This is a genomic window from Sporosarcina sp. FSL K6-2383 (assembly GCF_038618305.1).
GTDB lineage: Bacteria > Bacillota > Bacilli > Bacillales_A > Planococcaceae > Sporosarcina.
This window is the reverse complement of sequence record NZ_CP152017.1, coordinates 2,133,262-2,159,640: the sequence shown is the minus strand read 5'-3', so window position 1 is coordinate 2,159,640 and position 26,379 is coordinate 2,133,262. Positions and strand designations below refer to the sequence as shown.

Annotated in this window: 23 protein-coding genes; 4 read left to right on the top strand and 19 right to left on the bottom strand. The window is 40.5% G+C overall.

Annotated elements, in window-relative coordinates; all coding sequences use genetic code 11:
* Window positions 1-15 precede the first annotated feature (15 nt).
* The 4 genes from MKZ10_RS10590 to MKZ10_RS10575 form a co-directional block, all read right to left on the bottom strand.
* A complete protein-coding gene (locus tag MKZ10_RS10590; protein WP_342504929.1) occupies window positions 16-984 on the bottom strand; it encodes a proline dehydrogenase family protein in 969 nt (322 codons plus the stop codon).
* 107 nt (window positions 985-1,091) lie between these two features.
* Window positions 1,092-1,772 carry an amino acid ABC transporter permease gene (locus MKZ10_RS10585; protein WP_342504928.1) on the bottom strand — a complete coding sequence of 227 codons (681 nt, stop codon included), beginning with the start codon at window positions 1,770-1,772 and terminating at the stop codon, window positions 1,092-1,094.
* Window positions 1,773-1,792: 20 nt separating this feature from the next.
* A complete protein-coding gene (locus tag MKZ10_RS10580; RefSeq protein WP_342504927.1) occupies window positions 1,793-2,656 on the bottom strand; it encodes a transporter substrate-binding domain-containing protein in 864 nt (287 codons plus the stop codon).
* A 246-nt stretch (window positions 2,657-2,902) separates the two neighbouring features.
* Window positions 2,903-4,603, bottom strand: coding sequence for a methyl-accepting chemotaxis protein (locus MKZ10_RS10575; protein ID WP_342504926.1), 1,701 nt, complete (start codon window positions 4,601-4,603; stop codon window positions 2,903-2,905).
* A 315-nt stretch (window positions 4,604-4,918) separates the two neighbouring features.
* Between MKZ10_RS10575 and MKZ10_RS10570 the strand changes: the two genes are divergently transcribed.
* The gene (locus MKZ10_RS10570) at window positions 4,919-5,818 is read left to right on the top strand and encodes a diacylglycerol kinase family protein (protein WP_342504925.1); all 900 of its coding nucleotides are present in this window, start codon (window positions 4,919-4,921) and stop codon (window positions 5,816-5,818) included.
* Between the two features lie 107 nt (window positions 5,819-5,925).
* Window positions 5,926-7,194, top strand: a complete 1,269-nt coding sequence (gene ilvA / locus MKZ10_RS10565; RefSeq protein ID WP_342504924.1) for a threonine ammonia-lyase IlvA — start codon at window positions 5,926-5,928, stop codon at window positions 7,192-7,194.
* A gap of 177 nt (window positions 7,195-7,371) precedes the next feature.
* Here ilvA and dacB read toward each other — a convergent pair whose 3' ends face one another.
* Entirely contained in the window at window positions 7,372-8,856 is a 1,485-nt protein-coding gene (gene dacB, locus MKZ10_RS10560; RefSeq protein WP_342504923.1) for a D-alanyl-D-alanine carboxypeptidase/D-alanyl-D-alanine-endopeptidase, read from the bottom strand.
* Between the two features lie 319 nt (window positions 8,857-9,175).
* Between dacB and MKZ10_RS10555 the strand changes: the two genes are divergently transcribed.
* Complete coding sequence (locus tag MKZ10_RS10555) at window positions 9,176-10,663, top strand: catalase (protein ID WP_342504922.1); 1,488 nt, start codon at window positions 9,176-9,178, stop codon at window positions 10,661-10,663.
* A 510-nt stretch (window positions 10,664-11,173) separates the two neighbouring features.
* Window positions 11,174-12,199, top strand: a complete 1,026-nt coding sequence (locus MKZ10_RS10550) for a hypothetical protein (RefSeq protein WP_342504921.1) — start codon at window positions 11,174-11,176, stop codon at window positions 12,197-12,199.
* Window positions 12,200-12,253: 54 nt separating this feature from the next.
* Here MKZ10_RS10550 and MKZ10_RS10545 read toward each other — a convergent pair whose 3' ends face one another.
* The 14 genes from MKZ10_RS10545 to MKZ10_RS10480 all read right to left on the bottom strand — a co-directional run bounded on the left by MKZ10_RS10545 (window position 12,254) and on the right by MKZ10_RS10480 (window position 26,208).
* On the bottom strand, window positions 12,254-12,895 hold the full coding sequence (locus MKZ10_RS10545; protein WP_342504920.1) for a Yip1 family protein: 642 nt from the start codon (window positions 12,893-12,895) through the stop codon (window positions 12,254-12,256).
* A gap of 172 nt (window positions 12,896-13,067) precedes the next feature.
* Entirely contained in the window at window positions 13,068-14,072 is a 1,005-nt protein-coding gene (locus tag MKZ10_RS10540) for an aliphatic sulfonate ABC transporter substrate-binding protein (protein WP_342504919.1), read from the bottom strand.
* 27 nt (window positions 14,073-14,099) lie between these two features.
* Window positions 14,100-14,852: an ABC transporter permease gene (locus MKZ10_RS10535; protein ID WP_342504918.1), complete on the bottom strand. Its 753-nt coding sequence runs from the start codon at window positions 14,850-14,852 to the stop codon at window positions 14,100-14,102.
* The gene (locus MKZ10_RS10530; protein WP_342504917.1) at window positions 14,785-15,627 is read right to left on the bottom strand and encodes an ABC transporter ATP-binding protein; all 843 of its coding nucleotides are present in this window, start codon (window positions 15,625-15,627) and stop codon (window positions 14,785-14,787) included. The genes MKZ10_RS10535 and MKZ10_RS10530 overlap by 68 nt, the downstream gene beginning before the upstream one ends.
* A gap of 182 nt (window positions 15,628-15,809) precedes the next feature.
* Window positions 15,810-17,018, bottom strand: coding sequence for an MFS transporter (locus MKZ10_RS10525; RefSeq protein ID WP_342504916.1), 1,209 nt, complete (start codon window positions 17,016-17,018; stop codon window positions 15,810-15,812).
* A 123-nt stretch (window positions 17,019-17,141) separates the two neighbouring features.
* Window positions 17,142-18,071: a cysteine synthase A gene (gene cysK / locus MKZ10_RS10520; RefSeq protein ID WP_342504915.1), complete on the bottom strand. Its 930-nt coding sequence runs from the start codon at window positions 18,069-18,071 to the stop codon at window positions 17,142-17,144.
* Window positions 18,072-18,252: 181 nt separating this feature from the next.
* A complete protein-coding gene (locus tag MKZ10_RS10515) occupies window positions 18,253-18,891 on the bottom strand; it encodes an NAD(P)-binding protein (protein ID WP_342504914.1) in 639 nt (212 codons plus the stop codon).
* A 39-nt stretch (window positions 18,892-18,930) separates the two neighbouring features.
* Window positions 18,931-20,670 carry an assimilatory sulfite reductase (NADPH) hemoprotein subunit gene (gene cysI, locus MKZ10_RS10510; protein ID WP_342504913.1) on the bottom strand — a complete coding sequence of 580 codons (1,740 nt, stop codon included), beginning with the start codon at window positions 20,668-20,670 and terminating at the stop codon, window positions 18,931-18,933.
* A gap of 25 nt (window positions 20,671-20,695) precedes the next feature.
* A complete protein-coding gene (locus tag MKZ10_RS10505; protein ID WP_342504912.1) occupies window positions 20,696-22,528 on the bottom strand; it encodes an assimilatory sulfite reductase (NADPH) flavoprotein subunit in 1,833 nt (610 codons plus the stop codon).
* Between the two features lie 39 nt (window positions 22,529-22,567).
* Complete coding sequence (locus MKZ10_RS10500) at window positions 22,568-22,714, bottom strand: YezD family protein (RefSeq protein ID WP_342504911.1); 147 nt, start codon at window positions 22,712-22,714, stop codon at window positions 22,568-22,570.
* Between the two features lie 26 nt (window positions 22,715-22,740).
* Entirely contained in the window at window positions 22,741-23,496 is a 756-nt protein-coding gene (locus MKZ10_RS10495) for a sirohydrochlorin chelatase (RefSeq protein ID WP_342504910.1), read from the bottom strand.
* A gap of 12 nt (window positions 23,497-23,508) precedes the next feature.
* Window positions 23,509-24,288 carry a uroporphyrinogen-III C-methyltransferase gene (gene cobA / locus MKZ10_RS10490; RefSeq protein ID WP_342504909.1) on the bottom strand — a complete coding sequence of 260 codons (780 nt, stop codon included), beginning with the start codon at window positions 24,286-24,288 and terminating at the stop codon, window positions 23,509-23,511.
* 38 nt (window positions 24,289-24,326) lie between these two features.
* Window positions 24,327-25,475, bottom strand: a complete 1,149-nt coding sequence (gene sat, locus MKZ10_RS10485; protein WP_342504908.1) for a sulfate adenylyltransferase — start codon at window positions 25,473-25,475, stop codon at window positions 24,327-24,329.
* A gap of 22 nt (window positions 25,476-25,497) precedes the next feature.
* Window positions 25,498-26,208: a phosphoadenylyl-sulfate reductase gene (locus tag MKZ10_RS10480; protein ID WP_342504907.1), complete on the bottom strand. Its 711-nt coding sequence runs from the start codon at window positions 26,206-26,208 to the stop codon at window positions 25,498-25,500.
* Window positions 26,209-26,379: the final 171 nt, after the last annotated feature.

Below are 26,379 nucleotides of genomic sequence, written 5' to 3'. Positions count from 1 at the left end.
ACTTTTATTTTCGGTTTATTTTTTCTTCGTCAATCTTCCAATTGCGAATGCCCCTGCTGCTAGTCCAATCATTGTGTTCGTTTTTTTATTGAATACTTGTTTCACAACAAGGTTCAAGTTTTGTGGTCTTTCAGCAAGCCGACGCATGAAATAGCCATACCAGTCTTGTCCAAAAGGTACATACGTACAGAAGTTATAACCTTCTTTTGCTAATTGAAGCTGCATATCTTTTCTAAAGCCATATAACATTTGGAATTCAAACTTCTCATTCGGGATGTTATTTTGCTTCACGAACAGTTTAATATGGTTGATGACATTATGATCATGCGTTGCAATTGATGTAAATTTACCATTCAATAAATGCCATTCAATCAACTTAATATAGTTTTCATCAATTTGTTGTTTTTCTTGATACGCCACATTCGCAGACTCTTTATAGGCACCTTTTACAATGCGAAGGCGGAAATCTTTATACTTATGAAGGTCTTCTTCTGCCTGGAAGAAGTAGGCTTGAATGACTGTCCCTACATTATTATAGTCCTTTGAAAGTTCTTCCATAATATCGAAAGAAGGCTGTAAACGTGCGTGATCTTCCATATCGAAGTTAACAAAAATATCATAGCTGTTTGCCTTGCTAACGATTTCCCGCAAGTTTTCTAAGCAGAAATCATAGTCAATATCTAAACCGAGCTGTGAAGGTTTTAACGAAATATGCGCGTCAACCCCATTTTCACGAATCGCTTCAATAACCGCTAGAATTTGTTCTTTCGCAGCTGTTGCCTCCGACTTTTCAAAGACGAATTCTCCAAGATTATCAACCGTACAAGAAATCCCATGAGCGTTCAGTTCTTTAATGCTTTGAATCGTTTCTTCCACGTTTGTTCCTGCTACGACATTTTGTGCACCTAGCTTTAGGCCATATTTTTTAGCAGCACCATTCAAAAGTTGATTTTGAGATAAACCCATAAAGATATCTTTTAGCATGTTATTAGCTCCTCATTACGATTTTATATTTTAATTATAACATATCCTCGCTAAACTTTTGCAACAAAACATACCTATTTCGCCATGCGATATCTGCCTATATTTAATCACTTTTGACTAAAACTAAAGCGCCTTTCCAACCTACTTTGCCATACTTCAACAAGCACACTAATACCCCAATACACAAAGCCAACAAGAATATATACCGTCAAATAGTCGAATTCTCTTCCACCGACAATTTTAGCCCGTTGAAACAGTTCAGGCACAGTAATCATCGCAGCTAACGACGATGCCTTAATCAGGTCCAATAGCACGTTGGATAAAGGAGGAATTGCAATACGTGTCGCTTGCGGCAAAATGATCGACCACATCGTTTGCCAATATGACATACCAAGCGCCGTAGCCGCCTCCCATTGACCTTTTTCGACTGAATTTAGCGCAGACCGATTGATTTCAGCCATATAGGCGGATGAATGTAAGCTAAAGCCGATTAATGCCGCCGTTACAGCAGTAAACTGAATGCCGATATTAGGTAAACCAAAGTAAAGAAGAAACAGAAATACGAGCATCGGCGTGCCACGCATATAAGAAATGAATAACCGCGCTGGCCATTTGATGATGTGCCATTTCGAGTTTCGTCCAAGCGCAAGGATGAACCCAATAACAAGCCCAATTGACATACCCCCGAACGAAATCAAAATGGTGTAGCCTATTCCCTGTAAAATATAAGGTAATGATGTAATCGCCAGTTGTAAGTCGAAGATGTTGCCCCAGTCAATCGCTCCCACCTTCCAAACCGCCTTTCCAGTTACTCAAAATCAAAATCTTGTTCAACCGAAACATCTTCTCCACCAAAAAATTGCTTCGACAGTTCAGAAACGGTTCCATCAGCATGTAAATCAGCTAACACATTATTCACTTGCTCCAATAATTCTTCATTATCTTTTTTCATAATAATTGCTTGGACATTTGGGTGATATTTAATCGCTGGGTGAATCATAATTTCAAATTCTGGGAATGCGGCAAGCGCGAGCTTTTGTAAATAGTAATCATTTAAAATGACATCCGTACGACCCAAGTCAACATCACGCAAGTAGACATCATTTGTCACATTGTCATAAATGACCTCTTCCGCACCATAGTCACGTCCAACTTGCATATAAACAGACGTCGCAGCCCCAGCCGCTTTTTTTCCTTTTAAATCTTCTAAGGATTCGATACCAGAATGATCCGATTTACGGACGATGGCTGTCCCGTATGAATACTTGTAAGGCTCAGAAAATGTGAATTTCTCTTGACGTTCTTCTGTAATTTCAATATCATTTACCGCAAGATCCACTTGCCCACTATTTAAAGATGTAAGCATACCATCTAAGCCCATCTCTACAAATTTAACATCCAATTCTAAACGTTTACCAATCTCTTTCATAATTTCAACTTCGTAACCTGTTAATTCGTTCGCCTCACTATCATGATAAGAAGCTGGATAGAGTGTTCCTGATGTTGCTACAACCATTTCACCATTTTCGGTGATTTTATCCCAAACAGAGGAAGCTTCTTTTTCCTTGTTCGTATCGTTCCCAGTACTTGATCCACAAGCAGCTAGAACAAGCATTGCTAAAAGTAATGATAAAGACATGGTGATGTGACGAAGGTGACTAACTTTTGTCATGTGTATTCTCCTTTTTAAAAATAGTATGGTACAAATAATTGTCCACTGAAAATTATAATGTATTCCGATAGAAGATGTAACTCTTTTGCTCCTATTAGAGTAGCTGCATTATTAAGAATTGAGCGTCGTTTTCTCCTTATTGAATTAACGCCCAGTTGTTTTTAATGATTTGAAAATAATCTTTCAAACGTAATAAAAAGAAATCCCCAGCAAACGTTTTTTCGCTTTTGCAAGGGGATTTCTTTTTTATAATTTAAATTGACCTACTGACTGTTCAAGTTCCTGCGCCATCTGACTTGTCTCACTTGAGCGTATAGCAACTTCTTCAATCGATGCTGTCGTCTCTTCAACAGCCGCTGAAATATTATTTGTGGAGTCATCAATGACATGAATCGATTGTGCCAACTGATTGATGAGTGCCACAACACGATCTGAACTTTCTGCTTCAGCTGTCGCCAATTTTGAAATCATCTCAATTTCGCCAACCGTTTCTGCTACAGCATCTGAAATATGACCCAACGATTGCGCTGTTAAACGTACTGTTTTTGTTCCAGATTCAACAAGCTTTGTACTCTCTGATGTAGAAATGACAACTTGCCCGATAATTTCTGAAATCCCTTGCACAATTTTTTCTACTTCCAGTACTTCTTCATTGGATTGTTCAGCAAGCTTTCGTACTTCCTCAGCAACAACGGCAAATCCTTTACCATGCTCACCAGCACGTGCCGCTTCAATGGAGGCATTCAAAGCAAGTAAATTTGTTTGCGATGCAATACCCGCAATGGTTCCTGTAATAGCTTGAATTTTCGTTGTAGCTTCAATCAGATTCTGAATGGTATTACCGACTTCTAAAGACGATTTGCGAATTTTTCCAATATCACTACTAATATCATTCGCACGCTGCTGTCCTTCTTCGGCAATCCGCATCGTCCGATGAGAGTTTTCTACACTTTGTTCTGCTTTCATTTTGGAATCCTGTAGATCGTCCGCTAACGATGACAAGATAGCTGCTGCATGTTCTGCATTCGTTGTACCATCAGAAATCGAGGAGGCTGTTTCCCCCATGTTATATGAAACTTGTTCAGCTGCACGCTGCATTTCATTCAACGAAGCAGCTGTTTCAATAGAGTTATGTGTCAATTGAACGGCGGTTGTTTGCACTGTGCCAATCATATTGCGCAAATTTGTCGTCATAACATTCAATGTCTTTCCAAGATCAGCAATTTCATCATTTCCCTTGACTACTGTATCCTCAATCGCAAGGTTGCCGTCAGCAATCTTTTTTGCATGAGTAATCAGATCCGATATCGGTTTCGTTTTCCTTCTGATTAGGTATAGTGTAACAAGTGACGCAAAAATCATTGGAATCAGGCTAATCAGAATACCATTTCTCACAACTTCCCATGTTCGTTCTCCCACAATCGCTCCGTCAAAATCAATAACACTAATGGCTATAATTTCCCCAGTCGGATCATGGTTCTCAAATATTGGCGCATAACCTGATAAACGTTCCAGTCCTTTAAATTCGTATAGCTCTGTGTACGTCGAGTGCTTCTCTTCCAACAGCATAGCGAGAGCTTTTGCGTCTAACGGAACTGAATCCCCCGGTTTAAGTCCTTTTTCACGTAAGTTATCATCGAGGGCTAAAATTTCACCATTTAAATCAAGAATATATTGTGTTTCAAAGATGTTTTTATGCTCAATCGTCCAATTCAATTGCTTACCAACCTCATCCATTATTTGAAGGTCGCCATCGAGCATTTTTTTCACATCATCCGAGCTAATCAAACCAGTAGTAATGTTCGCACAACCATAAGCTTCGATACCTGCTGCATCATATAATTTATCATAAGCTGTTTTATAAGTTGCAATGGATGTAATCGCTAACATCGCAATCATAATTCCGACAATAATTGCACCAAGTTGCACCGTCAATGTATTCTTCATTTTCTTTCCCCCTACTTAAACTTACTGCTAGGTAAATATTACCTACACCAAACTCCAATAATACTATATATTAAAGTAGAAACAAAGCACTAAGTTTCGAAGTTTTGATGAACACTCATAGAGCGACTGCTATTCTCGTGATAATCATCTGTTCTAGCGCTTATCTTGTGTCTCATATTCCCTACAATAGATTAAAATAAACAATCCTATTAAATTTCCCCCTACGTTTCGGGACGACTCTCGCTAGATTGAAGATAGTATCTTTGTACAACAAATATATATGTTAAACTGGGTTAAAAGAAAAGAGGTGATAGAGTGTATGTATTTATTGTCAATCCAAATGCAGGGAAAGGTCACGCTATGGGATTGTGGAGTGAAACAGAACCTATTTTACGACAACGCGGTATCGATTACCGTGTACTCATTAGTAGCTCAGAAACCGATGCACAAAGCTTTATTGAACTACAATTGAAACGTAATACACTTAAAGCCATTGCGGTTATTGGCGGAGACGGAACGGTGGGCTCCGTCGTTCAATGCATAGCGAAGACGGCAATTCCCCTCGCAATCCTGCCAGCAGGCTCCGGCAATGACACAGCACGCATGTTTAGGCTAACGACGCAGCCTGCCCGATTTATCGAGCAATTGCTAGCGCATCAAACAACAGCAATTGATTTACTGAACGTTAACGGACGCTTAGGAATTACAGTCGCCGGCGTTGGTATCGATGCCATGATTGGGCAGCGTGTCAATCAATCTTGGTACAAGCCTATTCTCAATAAGTTCGGAATCGGCTCTTTCGCCTATACTATTGCTACCGTATTAGAATTACTATCCTTTCAGCCTTTTTCAAGTCGGGTGACAATTGACGACACGTACTACCCTTTGAATACTACTTGGTTAATTGCATGTGGCAATACATCCTCCTATGGTGGTGGATTAATCGTTTGCCCTCAAGCAAAGCCAACTGATGGGCAGTTTAACTTAACGATGCTCCATGATGTCGGGCGCATGAGAATTCTATTGCAACTTTTCCCAGCTCTCTTGCGTGGACAACCAGTTAATCATAAAGGTGTAACTTACATAGAAGGAAAAGAACTTTACATACATACGGATCGACCTGTTGCTGTCATTGTAGACGGAGAAATCATCACCTCCACTCCGTTAATGATTTCGATTCAAGTGCAAGCACTCACACTAGTTCTAACAACGTAATATAATCGTTATTTCCGATTATTTCAAACACTATAGTGTTAATTGTTAGAATGTTGTGTTATGATTTAAAAATGTTCAAATGATTAATGGAGGTTATTGACAAAACTATGAATCTTACTCACACAGAACCTAAAACCTTTCATGTAGAAGAAATTCTTATCGCCAACCAGTTATTAAAGGATGTCGTTGCCCATACACCATTACAGAAAAATGAACGACTATCTGAAAAATACGATTGCCATGTATACGTCAAGCGAGAAGACTTGCAGCATGTGCGTTCTTTCAAACTGCGTGGCGCTTACTATAAAATTCAAAGCATTGAAACGGAAGCACGTGAAAAAGGTGTTGTCTGTGCTAGCGCAGGCAATCATGCGCAAGGTGTCGCCTATGCCTGTGCACAATTAGGTATTGATGCGAAAATCTTCATGCCTCAAACAACGCCTAAACAAAAGATTAACCAAGTAAAAATGTTCGGTAAAAATGTCGTTGAAATTGTTCTAGTCGGTGATACATTCGATGACACTTCTGCTCACGCTACTAAATACGCGAGTGAAAACGATCGGATCTTCATCCATCCTTTCGATGACTATGATGTTATCGCAGGACAAGGAACAGTCGCAGTTGAAATGATGAATGATATCGAAGAACCTCTCGACTTTGTATTCGCCAGTATTGGCGGCGGAGGTCTGATGGCGGGTTTAAGCACCTATATTAAAAATGTTTCGCCTCATACACGTATGATTGGTGTAGAGCCTGAAGGTGCTGGCAGTATGAAGGCCGCATTTAATAATGGAGAAGTCACTGTTCTTGATAAAATCGACAAATTTGTAGATGGCGCTGCTGTACAATGTGCAGGACGATTAACGTATGAAATTTGCCGCAAATATTTGGAAGATATCGTGCTTGTTCCTGAGGGTAAAGTTTGTTCGGCAATTTTGAGTTTGTACAATGAGTATGCGATTATTGCTGAACCAGCGGGAGCCTTACCGATTGCAGCACTCGATTTTTACAAAGATGAAATTAAAGGGAAATCGGTTGTTTGTGTCATTAGTGGAGGGAACAATGATATTGGTAGGATGCAAGAAATCAAGGAGAAATCATTACTGTACGAAGGTCTTCTCTATTACTTCATCGTCAACTTCCCGCAGCGCGCAGGAGCTTTACGCCAATTTTTAGATGAAGTCCTTGGACCAGATGACGATATAACTACTTTTGAATATACGAAGAAAAATAACAAGGAAAGCGGTCCTGGACTAGTCGGCGTTGAAATCAAACGAAAAGAAGATTATCACGGTCTCGTTCAACGCATGAATGACTGCGGCTTCTCCTTTAAAGAAGTTAACAAGGATAGCACATTATTTGATCTACTCATCTAAATAACCCCGGTAATCGACGTGATAAAAATCGTTGATCACCGGGGTTATTTTATTTTCATTCAGCAGAAAAGACCTACTGAACGAAAATAAAGCCTCCGGCGGATGTCACAGATTTTGAGAGGAGTCAATCGAGCAAGCTCGATTAAAAATCTGGACTCAATTACGCAGAGGCGTAATTCATTTTTTAGAGCTTGCAATGACAGTCGCAATTCGATCTAAAATGGGTACCGTACTAACTGTTTGGTCTTGTGTCAACACACTAAAAATTAGTAATTCACCATCCGAGTTTTGTGCATAGCCTGCCAGCGCACTAACTTTGTTCAAGTTCCCAGTTTTTGCAAACACCTTTCCCTTTGCCGGTGCTGCTGTTAAACGACTTTTCAATGTTCCACCAATTAAGCGTTCAGGCGAACCTGCAACTGGCAATGCCTGCGAGAACGAGCTATACCACGGTGCTGTACGTACTTGATAGAGTAACTCTGTCAATTGCGCAGAGGTGATTTTATTAGCATGTGACATGCCTGAAGCGTCTTCAAATATCCATTCGTTCGTATCTAAACCAACAGACTGTGCATAATCCTGCATCACCTGTAGACCAGCACCCCAGCTCCCCTCTCCATATTGCTTTTTCCCCATCGCCTTTGCTAGCACTTCCGCATGCGAATTATTGCTCAGTTTCATAAATGGTCGCATTAAACTTTTCAGCGGCATTGAATTTTTAACGACTAGCACTTGGCTGTTCACCGGTGTTTTACCACGAATTGTTTTAGATGAAGGAATAAATGTTATTCCTTTCACCGCTAATGATTTTTTGAAAACATCGAGTGCATAGGCGGTTGGATTGGACACCGTTACCCACTCTCTCTTACCTGTAGAGCCAATCGGCATATTGCCCGTAATGACAATTTTGTTTGTCTTGTACTGGCGTTCAATCTTCACCGTATTTTTATAGCCTTTGGGAACCGTTTTAGCACGATTGACAACTTGTACAACAGCTGTTGCTGGTGTCAAGGTGACTTTGGGCACTTTCCCACGTGTAGTAGGCTTCGCCTCAACAATAACAGTCCCTGCATCATAGTCAGTGTTCGGAGAAACCGTTAAAGCAGAAATTTGCGCTGCATAATAATAGGTCTCATCCATTTTGTCAATACTTGGTGACAGACGAACCGTATCAAACCAGGTATCATCTCCTACTAAATTACCGGCAACTCTTTTCACACCTCGTTTAGCTAGTTGGGTAGCTAAATGATCAAAATCACTTTTCAACAACGTCGGATCGCCTGTCCCACGAACATAGAGATTGCCCTTCAATGTCCCCTTTGCCACTTTTCCATTCGTCAATACTTCAGTTTTAAACTGATAATTTTCACCCAATGTTTCAAGTGCTGCTGCCGCTGTCAATATTTTCAACGTCGATGCCGGCGTAATGGCTTGATCTGCGTTGGATTGATAAATGATCTCTCCAGTGGATGCTTTACGAATCACTACACTGCTCGAGACTCCCTTCATCTTGTTATCCAGTAGAATGGCATCAACAGAGCTTTGCAAACCTGAATAAGCAATTGCTGTCTTGGCCGCCGCATGCTCTGTAAAAAAAGTAAAGGTCATCCCCATTACGAGTGTGAATGCTAGAAATATTTTTATAAATTTCTGTTGCAACAAAATTTCTCTCTCCTCTCAAAACTTGAATATGATAATAGTGTAGCATCTAATTTATCCAAAGTTAACAATTTTAGAATTTTGCGAAAAGAATAGATATTATGTTATCCTTAACATAGATTTAAAACAAATATGTACAGCTTGTAGGATTGTAGTATGAGCTAAAACTTACTATTCATAACAACTTCCTCTCATTTAGGTAGTTATTGTTCTCATTTGAAAACTTATTTTTGCAGTTACAAGTCTATTTTATTGGTATAACTATTCTTTATTTGTTATCATTATCATGTAAGATTTAAAACAATCTGAGGAGTGATGTTAAATGACTGAAAATCAAAAACCAAAATTAACAACTGCAGCTGGTGCACCCGTCGTAGATAACCAAAACTCGATGACTGCCGGCCCAAGAGGTCCAATCCTATTACAAGATGTTTGGCTACTAGAAAAGCTTGCTCACTTCGACCGTGAAGTAATTCCTGAGCGCCGTATGCACGCGAAAGGTTCAGCAGCATACGGTACATTTACCCTCACACATGATATTTCACAGTATTCAAAAGCTAAAATCTTCTCTGAAGTCGGTAAGAAAACAGATATGTTCCTCCGTTTTTCGACTGTTGCTGGCGAACGCGGTGGTGCTGATGCAGAACGTGATATTCGTGGATTCTCTGCACGCTTCTATACAGAAGAAGGGAACTGGGACCTTGTTGGAAACAACACACCTGTATTCTTCTTCAGAGATCCAATGCAATTCCCTGACTTAAACCACGCAGTTAAACGTGACCCACGTACAAATATGCGTAGTGCAAATAACAACTGGGACTTCTGGACATCACTACCTGAAGCACTTCACCAAGTAACAATCGTCATGAGTGATCGCGGACTTCCAAGTTCATATCGTACAATGCACGGTTTCGGAAGCCATACATTCAGTATGATCAATGAACAAAATGAACGTGTTTGGGTAAAATTCCATATGCGTTCACAACAAGGCATCGAAAACCTAACAGATCAGGAAGCTGAGGTCGTTGTTGGGAAAGACCGCGAGAGCCATCAGCGTGACCTTTACGACAACATCGAAAACGGTAACTTCCCGAAATGGAAAATGTATATCCAAGTGATGACAGAAGAACAAGCAAACAACATGCCTTACAATCCATTTGACCTAACAAAAGTTTGGTATAAAGAAGACTTCCCACTTATTGAAGTTGGCGAATTCGAACTAAACCGTAATCCAGATAACTACTTTGCTGAAGTAGAACAAGCTGCTTTCACACCAGCAAACGTTGTACCTGGTATTAGTTTCTCACCAGACCGAATGCTACAAGGGCGTTTATTCTCATACGGTGATGCGCAACGTTACCGTCTAGGTGTAAACCATCACCAAATTCCAGTCAATCAGCCAAGATGCCCTGTTCATAGCTTCCACCGTGATGGTGCTATGCGTGTCGATGGTAATCATGGCAGTAGAATGCATTATGAGCCAAACAGCTATGGTGAGTGGCAAGAACAACCAAGCTACAAAGATCCAGCACTTGATCTATTTGGTTCAGCAGATCAATGGAACTTCAGAGAAGACGATGACAATTACTTCGAGCAACCAGGTAAATTGTTCAATCTGATGAGTCCAGAACAACAGCAAGTGTTGTTCGAAAATACTGGACGTAATATGCAAGGCGTTGACAAGCATATTCAACTTCGTCATATTACCCACTGCTTTAAAGCAGACCCAGCTTACGGACAAGGTGTAGCAGATGCACTTGGTATCGCTTGGAGCGAAGTAGAAGCTGCAGCAACATTCGAAGCAAAATAAGTATTTTAGTATACGGGAGGAGTAGCCAAATGTGGCTACTCCTTTATTATGGTCAGAAGATATCGTTTGATAACTGTAGAAGTCCTCTGAGCCAGGGGGCCTGAAGTGCTCTGTTTTGCTTGGCGGTGGGTCAGTTTGTGGAATTGGTAGTCCAGTTTCGGATAAAGGTAGTTCAGTTTCTCAAATCGGTAGGACAGTTTTGCCGAGGTAGTCCAGTTCGCTGAATTGGTAGTCCAGTTCTGGCTAAAGGTAAACCAGTTTCCTGATTTCGTAGCTCAGTTTCACGAATCTAGTCCAATTCATTCTATTCCACTCTTTATTCCTCGGAAATTACGAGTATTTCCGGGGAAATCGCGTGAAATACGTAAATTCGCCATAAAAATTATCAATATGAGAAAATAATCCGCTTCATCCCCCTCTATATTAAAAATTGCGACAACTTTAATGACTTTTTCGTTAGCTATAGTTAGAATAGATATAGCATAATTGATTATTTCAGGGGGAAATAAAATGACAATCCAATTCACTGCACATAAAGAATTTTTCACATTCCATGATCCCATGCAAGACCAAAAGCTCATTGATCGTCAAACAGAAATCCGTCAAGATCCACTTACGGGTGAAACTTCACGTATTATTTTCGACCCTGGCGCTCCGTTCATCCCAACAGATTATACAGAACTTGCAAAAGAAACTGCTGGCAGTAAATGCCCTTTCTGCCCTGAAAATGTCCAATCATTTACACCGACATTTCCTGAAACATTAGTGACAGGAGGACGATTCACACAAGGCGAAGCAGTCGTTTTTCCAAACCTGTTCCCATACAGTAAACATAATGCCGTCGTTCGCATGTGTGATCAGCATTATATAAAGCTCAATGAATTTACAGGTTCGATGATTGCCAATTCATTTTCTGCCGCGCATGATTATTTGAAAAAAGTCATTGCGCAAGATTCGAAAACAACATATACCTCCATCAACTGGAACTACTTACCACCATCAGGAGGTAGTATTTTGCATCCGCATATCCATGTATTAGCATCCGAACAACCAACGAATTATCAGGCAACAACATCAAAAGCAGCCAGGCAATTTCATGATACACAAGACCAAAATTTCTATGCTGCATTAGTTGAACAGGAGCGCAAAATCGGTGAACGTTTCATCGGAACTGCAGGAACGATTGACTGGTTACATGCGTTCGCACCAAAAAGTCACACCGATTTTATCGGGGTATTCAACGCGACTTCTCTTGAGGAATTAAACGCTAACAACTGGCAACACCTTGCCGATAGTATCACACGCTTCTTCCGTTATTTTGAAACAATCGGTATCACAAGTTTCAATCTCGCACTCTTTATTCCCGTTTCGCAAAATGGCGCTGAACGGGTTCATATCCGACTTGTCCCCCGCCTAACCATTGGCGGACTTCAAACAAGCGATATGAATGTCTTTAACTTCTTGCATAATGAGCCACTGTGCTTAAAAGTTCCAGAACAAATTGCAAAAGAGGTAGCTCCTTTTTTTGCTGTATAACTAAAAAACTGCAGATAGACAACAATTACGCTGTTGTCTATCTGCAGTTTTACGTTAAAATAGTAGGAACAGAAATGGTAGAAAGAATATCAATACCACAATAACAATCAAGGCAGATGGAATCACAACTGTCCAAAAACCCCGCCATCCGGATATTCTATGTGCTTCCGCAACAATCATTACCGTAATGATAAAACTCCATATACCTATCACAATACCAATAAATCCACTGAAAAATTGCCAAATTAGCCGCCAACCTGAGACACTAATATCTTCCAAAAATAATGATTTACCCAGTATAAGGAGATCTGGAATCCATATAAGTCCTCCGATTATGACAGGTATACATGATAGCGCATACGCCATTTTCAGTTCCGCAAAAGTTCCTGTACCGCCAAACCATGTACCAACCATCGTAGCAAGCCCGGCACCAATCCACCAACCTATTAATCCTAATACAGGACTTAATACGATCAACCAGATAATAAAACCAGATGCTGGAATAGTAGTGTCCAGATTATTTTGCGTCATCACGTTCAATACATCAAACAAACTAGCAATTAACACTAACATAAGGGCATACTTCATCGTTTTATGGTCAATTGCATAGCGTACAGTTTCTCTTGGTTCCAGCCAAATAGACTTCCATAAATTCCGTTGTTCTTTCTTATCCAATATTTCATTTCCCTCGCTCATATACAAACACCCCTCTATCACTACCTATTCTACGTATAGTAGAATAAATAAGTTTCATCGAAAATAAAAGGATGCAGAAGTGAATCACCTCTACATCCTTACTGCCACTAATTGCTCAACCATTTTTATATTTCGATTATAACCTTCTGCTCTACTAATCCCTTTGATGAGCTTATTTCTTTTCAATTGCCTTCAACTGTTCCAGTTGAACCAAGCCCTTAATCTCACTACTTTGAACATAGCCAGCTTCCTTACTAATATCAGCCATTTCTTGAATGACCTGCTCATTGACAGCTGTTGTTACTTCAAGATGTGAAAAAGCCACCTGTAATTCTTCTTTATTGATTTCTTTTCCAGTCAAATCCTTAATATGTTTAATGACCAGCTCCTGGCTTTCCTCCGGATTTTGTTTAATAAAATTAACTGCTTTAGTATGTGCTGTTAAATAAGCTGTTAGAAACTTCTCATTGCTCACAAAGTTTTTAGTAGCCGCAACAACTGTATTGGTCGATTCTTTACCCCAAGCAAATGACTCCCAATCTAGCAATAGCTTACCATTCGCCTGTGTTTCTAAAATATAGCCCCATGGCTCTTGCGTCGCTGCCGCATCCACCGATTTTTGAATGAACAGCGTCGCTGTATCCGCAGGTGCAGCCGCGAATAATTCAACTGTTCCCCCATTCGATGTTGGTTTCAACCCTACATCATTCAGTGCTTTACGCAGCATGACGTCTTGTGTACTACCAATGACAGGAATCGCAACTTTTTTACCATCTAAATGTGCAAGATCTGTAATATTGCTATGTTCACTGGCAACAAGCACAGCCCCACCATTGACAGCACCCGAAATAATATGGTAATTCGGATCTTTCACATATAAGTTTAATAATGGACCCGGTCCGACAGTGCCGACATCAATTGATTTAGTCACCATTGCTTCCGTGAACAATCCACCGTTACTCACTGTTTTCGTGTTAATTTTAATATCTTCACCGAATTCTTCAGCAAAATAACCTTTTTCCAAAGCAACGATTGTTGCCATATGTGTTAAGTTCGGAAAATAACCGATATTCACTTCTTTACTGCCAGCTGCACCTTGATTTCCTTTACCACATGCTGTCGCAAAAGCTAATACCAGTATAGAAATAAATCCAACTCTCCATAATTTACGCTTCATTTTTCTCTCTCCCCCGAATGGTATCATTCAACTAATTCCCCACTTCTTCTGAACATTACGCTCTAATCGTAAGAATACTAGATTATCCATAATGGTACCGATAACACCAATGATAATCATGACAGAAATGACTAAATCCATCTGACCAAGCGACCTTCCAGTTTCAAGTAGGTGGCCTAAACCGCCTCCACCACCTAGAAGCTCACCAGCCATTAACGCACGCCATGAAAATGCCCAGGCAATTCGTAAACCTGATATAATTTGTGGTACGGAGGCAGGCAAAATTACTGTTCGTAAAAAATGAAAGCCACTTGACCCTAATGTTTTGGCAACCCGCTGATACAATGCTGGTACATTTTTAAAACCACTTGTCGCACTAATCGTCATCGTCCATGTGGCTCCAATTGTAACGATAAACAAAATCGAAAAGTTATTTAAACCAAACCAAATAATGGCGAGTGGAAACCACACAATACTTGGAATGGATTGAAGAGCTGTTATTAAAAATCCGAGTGTATCCTCGACTAGCTTAGAACGCCAAATTAAGTAACCTAGAAATACACCTATGACTACGGCAATCGAAAACCCAATCAGTAGTCGAATCATACTGGTGACAATAGCTACCGTGATTTGCCCACTAATGATTCCTGAAAAAAGCGTTTGAAGGACCTGGGTTAGCGTTGGAAACATAAAATCAGGCAAGCTTGATAATCTAGATGTTACTTCCCATATCACCGCTAGTAGCCCGATGAAGAGGGTCCGTCTCAAAAATGTAGTCATCCCCCATTTCCTCCTTTAACACTTTCTCTATTTCACCCTGTAACTCCGCCAAGATGACCTTCTCTAAACGAAATGTCACGTCATTTGGCGTGACACCATCTGTTGACGTTTTTATCGTATGCGTCGATTTAATTTTTCCAGGCCGTGTTTCAAAAACAACAATTTTTTCAGATAATAAAACCGCTTCACGTATATTATGTGTGATGAAAAAAATCGTCACTTTCGTTTTCCGCCATATTTCAAGCAATTCATGATGCAAGACCATTCTCGTTTGTTCATCAAGAGCTGCAAAGGGTTCATCCATCAATAAGACTGCTGGTTCCATAACGAGCGCACGAGCAATGGACACACGCTGCTTCATGCCGCCTGAAAGCTGATGAGGATAGGCATCAATATAATTACTCAAATGCACCATTTTCAACATATCTTTCGCTTTATCCTGTGCTTCGTTTTTAGCCATCCCTTTCAACAACAGACCATATGTCACATTATCCAAAACAGTAAGCCACGGGAATAGCCCAGCTTCTTGGAAAACAACGACGCGATCAGGTCCTGCATCTGTCACTTTCTTTCCCTCAATTCGAATTTCACCTTTGTCAGCCTTTTCAAGGCCTGCAATGAGATATAGTAGCGTTGACTTTCCACAGCCAGATGGACCAACAATCGAAATGAACTGACCTTTTTCCACCTCTAACTGGATATTATCCAGCACTTTCACTTGCCCTGTTTCAGCATGCGGAAAACTTTTTTCAATGCCATCAATTGTTAAATACATAGGAATTCTCCTTCCCTTTTCAATACCAACTAAATTGATATGTTTTATATCTTTTGTATATAATCGCTTACTTCCATACCGTTTGTCAACTATTATTCTTAAAACCTTCTATATTTTTTGAATCATAAAAGAAATCTAGATAAATTTATACGTAAACACAAAAGACGCTAGAAAAACACTGTTTAGTGCTTCTCCAACGTCTTATGGGTCTTATTATTCAACACTTTATTACTTAAATAAAAGAACGGAACTGATAATACAGTAATTACACTTATAACAATAAATACCATTGCACCTGCACCAAAACTATCCAATAGAAAGCCGCCTAAACTAGGTCCCGCAATTTTACCAAGCGAGCTTACGCCAGACAATGCAAAATACGTACCTTTTTCATGATCCTCACAAATTTCATCAATATGCACATCGACCATCGTAAACACTAGTACTTCCCCTGCTGTAAAAATAACCATTGAAAAAATCAGAAGTACAATACTTTCGCTTTGACCAAATAAAAACAATCCTAACGATAAACATAAACTTCCAATGATTAAACATGTAGTTGTACTAATGACTTCACCTAATCTATAAACAAAGTATTGAATAACAAGTACAGTAATAGCATTCGTTGTAATGAGCCAAGCAAAATATTTCAATGCAAGTTCATAGTCAAATGTAATCCCTAAAAACTGACTAAACGTGGAATCAAATTGGCTGTAACCAAAGCTAATAAATATTAAAGCAACTATAAAAATAGTAAATCCGTAGTCCTTCCTAAAAACATAAAATGATTGAAAAATGGATACTTTACCTGATTTCTCTGGCACTTTTTCAATAGGATATTTTTTAAATAAAATTGTAAACGTAAAGATATTAATAAGAAAAATAAAACCAACTGTAAAAAATAATAAATCAGTACCAAATTGCTGAAAGAAAACAGATGTAAGTGGAGCTATCGCAGCCGAAATATTGATTAGGAAGTAGCGAATATTAAAAATAAACTTCCTGTTTTCAGGTTCCGTATAAAAACTTAGTAACACACGATATGTCGGCTCTACAACGGCTTGACCAAAACCTAGGATAGCCGCAAACACAATAAATCCAGTATACTGATCAATAAAAGGAAAATACACATAACTACCAAAATAAGCTAGCAAGCCAATAAGGATAACCTTGTTTTTTGGATATTTATCTATGTATGGCCCAATAAAGAAACTAACAATCAACCTAGAAAGTGCCAGTGTAGAAATAATCGTCCCTATCTGAATACCTGTGTAACGAAAATCTTCTAACAAAAACAGAGTAAGATAAGGCAGTACTAAAAATGTTCCAAATCTAGCAATAAAAACACTAGCCAGAATTGTAGATGTTACTACATTAAATTTACTTCTCACATAATACCTCCAGCCATTTAATAAACACTTCCTAAATATACGCTTCTAAAAATACCTATGCAATCATTTTTCTGTATTATGAAAAAACCCTTCGCCCTATTTTTAAGGCAAAAGGTTCCGATTTCAAGTTGTAAATAAATCACTTGATAAGTATCGTTCACCAGAATCCGGTGCAATGCAGACAACCGTATCATTCGGCGTCAACCGTTTAGCAACGGCTAGAGCGGCGTAAATAGAGGCCCCTCCGGAAGGACCGATGAGAACCCCCTCCTGTACAGCAGCACTACGTACAGTAGCATATGCTTCCTCGTCTTTAATCTGGAATATCTCATCGTAGATCTCCGTGTTTAACACAGAAGGGATAAAGCCAGGACTTGTCCCAACAAGTTTATGTTTGCCTGGCTCTCCGCCTGATAAAACCGGTGACCCGGCAGGCTCCACAACATGAACAGTAATACTGGCATCATGTTCTTTCAACGCTTCACCCGTCCCCGTCACCGTGCCACCTGTTCCTGATGTACAGACAAAGGCGGTCAGTGTTCGGTTCACAGATGCCAAGGCTTCAATAATTTCCATAGCCGTTGTCGTCCGATGCGCGTCTGGATTAGCTGCATTTTCAAATTGCATTGGAATGAAACTATTGTCAATTTGTGAAGCTAATTCATTAGCCTTGGCAATGGCTCCCGGCATTCTTTCTTCACTTGGTGTCAGAACAACCTCCGCACCATATGCCTTCATCAAATTTATACGTTCGATTGTTGCATTATCCGGCATGACAAAAATTGCTCGATAGCCCCTCGCTGCTGCATTCATCGCTAAACCAATTCCAGTATTGCCCGAAGTCGGTTCAATAATCGTAGCACCGGCCGTCAATTGCCCACTTTTTTCTGCTTCAACAATCATATTAAAGGCTGCTCGGTCCTTCACACTTTTACTCGGATTAAAATATTCCAACTTTACATAGACAGCCGCCCCATTAGGATCTGCAATTCGATTCAATCTGACTAATGGTGTATGACCAATCAGTTCAGCTATATTATTTACGACTCTCATCGCCATCATCCTTTCAAACTTATCGTTATCTTTTTATTATAACAAATCAATGCACTTAATTCCTACCTTTTCAGTTCACTATAAATCAATTACGCAAGGAAGAATTTGAATCACGAATAGCCGGTTTACTTGGTATCGAATTTCACCATGTAAACCGGCTATATATAGAAGGTAGTCAGATTCAAATAAGCTGATGATGACTCTTTTTTTCAAAGTCACCTAGCATCTCAAGAAACACTTGCTGCATATTATGTGATTGTCGATACGTTTCGTCTGTAACAACTTTCAATAGACGTAGCTTCGTTTGTTCGTCAACTACAGTATTTTTCACTCGATCACGGGCTAGTGCAAGGAAATCTAAATAAGCCTTATATGAGTCGTCATATTTTTCAAACAACTCATCACGAATAACTCTTGCCAATGTAGGACTAGCCCCGTTGGTTGCTACAGTAATGGTTAAATGACCACGCTCTAGCTTGGCAGGTACTTGAAAATCACTTAACGTCTGACTATCCACGACATTAACAAGCTGATGTTCCCCAGCTGACGAGGCAACAAGCTCATTGACATGCGACTGATTCGTTGCGGCAATAACCACAACGGCTAGTTGGAGATCCCCTGGCTCATAAACTTTATTCTTCCACGTAATTTGATCGTTCAAAAACAATTCCTCCATTTTCGAATGAAGGGCAGGGCTAATTACTGTTACATGAGCCCCCGCTTGCAATAAGCTAAGCGTCTTCCGATAAGCAATGATGCCGCCCCCTACAACGACAGCTGCTTTGTTTTTCATATTCAACATCATTGGATATGTTCCCATTACTAAAGCCACCTATCGTTGCAGAGTTACGATAACGAACTACGCATTTGTACTAACTACCTCATCATGAAAATCCATTCCATTATGAACAGCTTTAACATGGCCAGCACGGATAACGAAGTCACCAAAATGCTCGCCTTCCAATCTTTCTTTAGCATATTGGGTTAGCAATACTTGAAGGATAGCCAAAATCTCTTCCTCCCCAATATTTTCACGATAGATTTTGTTCAAGCGATCTCCGGCAAAACCTGCACCTAAATACATATTGTATTTGCCAGGGGCTTTTCCTATAAAAGCAATTTCCCCTAACGCTGGACGCGAACAACCATTCGGGCATCCTGACATGCGAATAATAATCTCTTTGTCCCGTAAGCCCGATTCATCTATAATGACATCGATTTTGTCCAATAGCACAGGTAAATAACGCTCTGCTTCTGCCATTGCTAGCCCGCAAGTCGGAAATGCAACACATGACATAGAACTGCGTCGCAGGGCAGAATGGTGAGCACCATCCGTCATATTATGCAGCTCTAGCAACTCCACAATCTTCTTCTTTTTCTGGCTCGTCACATTGCTAATCACAAGGTTTTGGTTTGGGCTCAGTCTGAAATCTCCCGTATGGATTTTAGCAATTTCGCGTAGACCCGTCATTAATGGATAATCACCCGTGTCACGAACGCGACCATTTTCGATAAACAGCGTATAATGCCATTTGCCATCATTGCCTTTAATCCAACCGTAGCGATCACCATTATGCTCAAAGTGATAAGCACGTGCCGCCTCAAGATCCCAGCCTAAACGGTTATTGAGCTCATTTGCAATCCACTCCAACCCTTTAGCATCGACCGTATACTTAAAACGAGCATTTTTTCGGACAGAACGATTACCATAATCGCGCTGAATTGTAATTACTTTTTCTGCGACTTCAATAATTTTATCGGGCGTACAGAAGCCAATGACTCGCGCCAGTTGCGGATAAGTCGCTGTATCTCCATGCGTCATCCCCATACCGCCGCCAACTGCAATATTGAAGCCTACTAACTTATCCTCTTCTAAAATAGCAATCAAACCTAGATCCTGTGAAAATACATCGATATCATTATTAGGTGGAATCGCCAAGCCTATTTTAAATTTACGTGGTAAATACAGCTCACCGTACATCGGCTCGACTTCTACCTCTTGACTTTTGACCACTTTTTCGCCATCCAACCAAATTTCATGATACGCTTGTGTCCGTGGAGATAGGTATTCACTTAATTCAGCAGATAATTTATACACTTCTGCATGAATGTCTGATTGATAAGGGTTCGGATTACACATGACATTACGGTTAACATCGCCGCAAGCTGCTAACGTATCCATCAAAGATGCGTTAATTTCCTGAATATTTTTCTTCATATTCCACTTTAAAATACCATGCATTTGGAATGATTGGCGCGTCGTTAATTTCAATGTACTATTGCCATATTTATTGGCAACGTCATCCATGACCAGCCATTGTGCCGGTGTAGCAATCCCACCTGGTGCACGCACACGCACCATAAATTGATACGCAGGCTCTAACTTTTGGCGCTGGCGCTCGTTGCGTAAATCACGATCATCTTGTAAATAGCTACCATGGAATTTCATCAGCCGATTATCATCATCATTAATACCTGAGCTGATTTGTTCTACAAGCGATTCTGCAAGTGATCCCCGTAAATAGTTACTTTCTAGCTTAATCCGCTCGACATCACTCGGTTTACCTTCTTGCGGCGGCAGTACGATTTTTTTCGTCATCTAGCTTGCTCCCTTCACACTACACTCAATATACATCTCGCTGATAGCGTTTTTGTTGTTGCATCTCTGCTAAATAATCCGCAGCTTCCTTGGCATTCAAGCCGCCTTCATCTTGCAAAATCGTTTCCAATGTATCATGGACATCTGCGGCCATATGCTTTTCATCACCACAAACGTAAATAACTGCTCCCTCTTCTAACCACTCGAAAAGTTCCTGACTTTTCTCTAGCATGCGGTGTTGTACATAAACTTTCTCATCTGTATCACGTGAAAATGCAACATCTATTTGTGTCAAGACGCCATCTTTCGCCCAACGTTGCCATTCCGTCTGATACAGGAAGTCCGTCACATAATGCTGATCGCCAAAAAATAACCACGTTTTCCCTTCAGCGCCAATCTCCTCGCGCTCTTCCAAGAATGCTCGAAACGGAGCAATACCAGTTCCCGGCCCAATCATAATCATCGGTGTGTTAGGATCTGCTGGTAATCTAAAGTTTTGATTGCTTTGCACATAAACAGGTAAACGATCACCAGCTTGTGCACGTAGCGCAAATTCACCTGAGCAAACGCCAAGTCGCCCGCGACCATGTGCTTCATAACGAACTGTTCCTATTGTCAAATGTACTTCATCTGGATTGGCTTTTAGACTACTCGCGATTGAATAAAGACGCGCAGGCATCTTGCGTAATATTGCGATAAATTCACGTGCAGGAACTTCCCATGGTCCAAAATCACGAACAACATCCAACAAATCACGACCGTATATATAGTCTTTCAATTGTTGCTCCTTACCATCTGCTATTAGTTCCTTAAAAGCAATATGTGAAGTTAACTCTGCTAGCTTTTGTAGCAATGGCTTTGTGAGCACCGTAATTTCAAAGTTAGATAGTAGCGCTTCACGTAATGGACGGAAAGTTCCTTGTCGGTTGACCGCAACAGGGTCTTCAGCATTCCAATCCAATTCTGCGATTAAGGCATCAACTAGCTCAGGCTCATTTTGCGGATAGATACCTAAGCTGTCGCCAGGTTCAAATTGTAAATTTGAGCCCTCCAATGACAATTCAATATGGCGTGTTTCCTTATTCGAGCCGCGTCCATTCAAGTTTAAGTTTTCAAGGATTTCTGCACGGAATGGATTTGTACGTGAGTACTCTTCCTGCTCTATTGCTCCTAAACTACTCGTACCGGGGTGATTAGTCGTCGATTGACTGCCTTGCAGGTCATTTAACTCTAATAAAATAGTTGCAAACCACTCCTCCGCCGGTTCATCGAAGTCTAGATCACAATCGATACGTGGGGTCAGTTGTTTCGCGCCTAATTCGAGTAAACGCTCATCAAACTCTTTTCCCGTGTGACAGAAATAATCATATGAGCTATCTCCTAAAGCGAGGACAGAATATTGGAGATTTTCTAACTTAGGCGCACGATTACCCAAAAGAAATTCATAAAAAGGCAACGCTGTATCTGGTGGATCCCCTTCTCCTTGCGTACTGACAATCAGCAGTAAATTGTCGATTTTCTTTAAGCTATTCGTCTTGAAGTCACTCATTGACGTTAGTGTAACCTTAAAATTCTCTGCTTGTAAATTTTTTGTCAACTTGCCTGCAAGCGCCTGCGAATTGCCTGTCTGTGAACCAAAAAGAATCGTTACCTCTTTCGTACTGACCTTTTTGACAATTTCCTGAGCCTCTAAAACAGCTGTACTACTTGAAGACTCGGCTGTTTGTTGCCCAATTTGTCGGGCACTTAAATAGCCGCCCAACCAAATTTGCTGGGTTTCCGTTAATGCTGGCAACAACTGATTGAGAAGTTCCACCTGCTGCTCGTTAAACGGACTATTCATTACTTGAAGAGTCATTGTATCCACCTCACATTTTAATAGTGTCATGCTTGATCATCATTTAAGCCTAATTTTTTCGTTTTTCTCAATTTGAATAACAACATTATCTTGGACAACCAATGTAATCGAACCATAATTCATCGTCTTCAACATCTCTTGTACTTTGTCAATCGCGAGTTCTACATTGCCTTTTTGATTCCCCATCGTTGGTTTCATCCTTTCAGCAAGCACTAGATTGCCTGCAATATTGCTGGCGTTGCAAGCAAGTCATTCACTCGTTCAACAAGTACATCTTGAACGTATTTGTGATAACCTAAATTTTCACAAAGAATAATCTGTTGGTCGCTCGAGGAATGCTTGGCAATTGTTCTTGTGATACCATTCATGAGAATTCCTGAGAATAATAAATAAGGAATGATAAAAACCTGCCGCTGTGTCGTTTGTTGTAATTGCTCTAAGGCTTCATCAAACGAAGGAGCTGTTCCGTACAGAAAACAAACATCTACTTTTTGAAAGGGGTACTTGTTCGCAAGCAGTTGTGCAATCTCCGTTAAATCGCGCTTTACGGCTAGATCACTGCTGCCCCTCCCTACTAGTAATACCTGCGCTTCTTCGTCAATCGGCATCTGCTGCTCAATCACTCGATCATATAAGCTATCCACAATTTTAGGATGAATACCAAATGCTTTGCCGTATGTAAATTCAAAATCAGGATACATGACTTTACCTACTTCAATTTCAAAGGGAATATCCTCATTAGCGTGATTCGCTGTTAACAATAGGATAGGAACAACGGCAATTTTAGTTGCGCCACGCTCCACACACTTAATAATTCCTTCATCAACGCTTGGTGATGCCAACTCCAAAAAACAGATTTCTTGAATCGGAACGTCTATCATTACTTTACAATTCTCGATAAATTGAATTGCTTCCTCAACACCCGCCTGAATTCGACTACCATGGCCAACATATAAAACCGCCTGCATATTGCTCCCTCCTTATATAGATAATTCTTTCAGCATGTCTGCATTCAAATTATTTTGTTCAAACCACTGAATCTTATCGCGTAATTTGACCACTTCTCCAACTACAATCATGCTCGGATTTTTAATATCAGATTTTTTCACAATGTCAACAATTGTAGCAAGTGTGCCTGTTACTGTTTGCTGCTCTTCCGTCGTTCCCCAGTGGATCAGAGCAACTGGCGTACTAGCGGCTCTACCATGATTGATTAGTTGCTCACAAATATAAGGAAGGTTACCCACTCCCATATAAATTGCTAGCGTATCAATGCCTTTCGCCAAGCTTTCCCAGTGAATAGAATCACTTTTCCCAGCACGCATATGCCCCGTAACAATAGCAAAGCTAGAACTCAACTCACGATGCGTCACCGGAATACCCGCATAGGCAGGCGCTGCAATTCCTGCTGTAATGCCCGGAACCACTTCAAAGGGAATACCGTGATCCACAAGAGTTTCAGCCTCTTCCGCACCTCTCCCAAAAATAAAAGGATCGCCTCCTTTTAATCGCGTAACTATCTTCCCCTGCTTCGCATACTTCACTAAAAAGTGATTAATCGTCTCCTGAATCATGGCATGATAGTTTGGTAGCTTACCGCAATAAATCAAATCGGCCTCGGGCTTCGCATAGCTCAACAGCTCTTTATTAATCAAACGATCATACAATATGACATCTGCCTCTTGAATACATCTCAACCCTTTAACGGTGATCAAATCAACATCGCCAGGTCCAGCTCCTACTAAATAGACTTTTCCCATCTTCTTCTCTCCTCTCACCGTTTTATTTCACAACAAATTTACGAATGAACAACCTGTTTCTGCAATCCGTCAATCAGTACTTCAATTACTTCCGGACGACTAAACGTCGCAGGTGGTTGCTCACCATTGCGCAGCATTTCCCTTACTTTCGTCCCCGACAAAATGACATGGTCACTGGCATCATGTGGACATGTTTTCGGCGTCGCCATGCTCTCACACTTCTTGCAGTAAAAGCTATGTTCGAAAAATAATAAGGTTATCCCTAGTTCTTCGGCTGTAAAATTACTAAATATTTTCTGCGCATCATAGGTGCCGTAGTAATTACCAACCCCTGCATGATCCCGTCCGACGATAAAGTGCGTGCAACCAAAATTCTTTCTCACCATCGCATGAAATACAGCTTCACGTGGCCCTGCATAACGCATTGCCGCTGTAAATACACCTAAAAACACATGATCTTTTGCATAATAGTTTTCTAGCAATACTTCATAGCTTTTCAATCGGACATCTGCTGGCACATCATCCGATTTTGTTTCTCCAACTAATGGATTTAAAAACAGCCCGTCAACAATTTCCAATGCCGTTTTTTGAATATATTCATGCGCACGATGAACAGGATTTCTCGTTTGAAAACCAACAACTGTTTTCCAGCCCAATGCCTGGAACTGTTCACGCGTTTCAGTAGGGTCAAATAGATAATCTGAAAACTCGTTCAACGGACGTCGCTGAATGAGCGTAATCTCTCCCCCTAGATAAACATTTGGTCGCTCAAACAACTTCTTAACTCCCGGATGTTCGCGATCCGTCGTTTGGTACACTAATGCAGCTTCTTGTTCTTTATCAGGTGTGAAAATATCCGATACTTCAAGCACTCCATAGACAACGCCATCTCTTACTAACTTCACAACATTGCCAATCGTAATGTTCTTCGCATTTTCTTCCGTCGTTGGCAATGTAATCGGAATCGTCCACGGCTCACCTGTTGTCAATCTCATTGTTGTAACAACAGAATGGTAGTCTGCCTCAGACAGAAAACCGCTTAAAGGACTGTAAGCACCCGTACCTATCAAATCTAAATCACTACTCGATATCTCATCTAACTCAACGATACTGGTAATCACTTCTAGTTTATAATTAGGATCCCAACGATTAATCAATACTCCACCATGCGGTTGACTCAAAGCCATTATAATTCCCCCATTAGATTCGTTAATTTTTATGCAAGCCACATTCTGTCTTCGTTTGATCAGCCCAGCGGCCTAATCTTGAACCTGTCGTAGTATCTCCAGGCAATGTACAAGGTGCACAGCCAATACTTGGATAGCCCTGATCATGCAGAGGGTTATAAGGCAATTGATGTTGGTCAACATATGCCCAAATATCCTCCCATGTCCAATGAATCAGCGGACAAATTTTAACTGATTGGAATGTTTCGTCTTTATTGATGAAATTCGTCTGACTTCTTGATGGAGATTGCTCCCGCCTGAGTCCTGACAGCCAAGCTGCTGCACCGCTTAACGCTTCACGAAGTGGTATCACTTTTCGTAGATAACAACAACGATCCGGTTGTCTTTCCCATAGCTTATCACCTAGTTTTTCCGCTTGTTGCTCGACGCTATCAGCTGGTTTTTTCAATTCAATTGCCAATTGCGGATAACTTTTTCGCACCTCGTCAATAAGGGCATACGTTTCCTGAAAATGAAGCCCTGTATCTAAAAAAACAACTTTCGCTGTCGGTTTAATTTGCGAGATTAAGTCTATCATCACAATTCCTTCAACACCGAAGCTACAAGCATAGACCAGTTCATCATCATACTCCCCATACGCCCAACGTAAGGCATTTAAAGCACCCTTCGTTTCATTATTTATCTCTAAATCCTGATCCGTTTCTACCCATTCCGTATATGTCAGCTTTACCATAGCCAATCCCCCTTCCTTTATGATTTAAAAAGGCGACTTTAATCCGTCTCCGATTAAAATCGCCTCTGGCTATCCAGTCAGCTAATGATTATTGATTATAATATCCTTATAATTCCTATGTGTCAAGTAGGTTTTAAACTATTCTATGCCCTTTATCTCAAAATGTTGCAA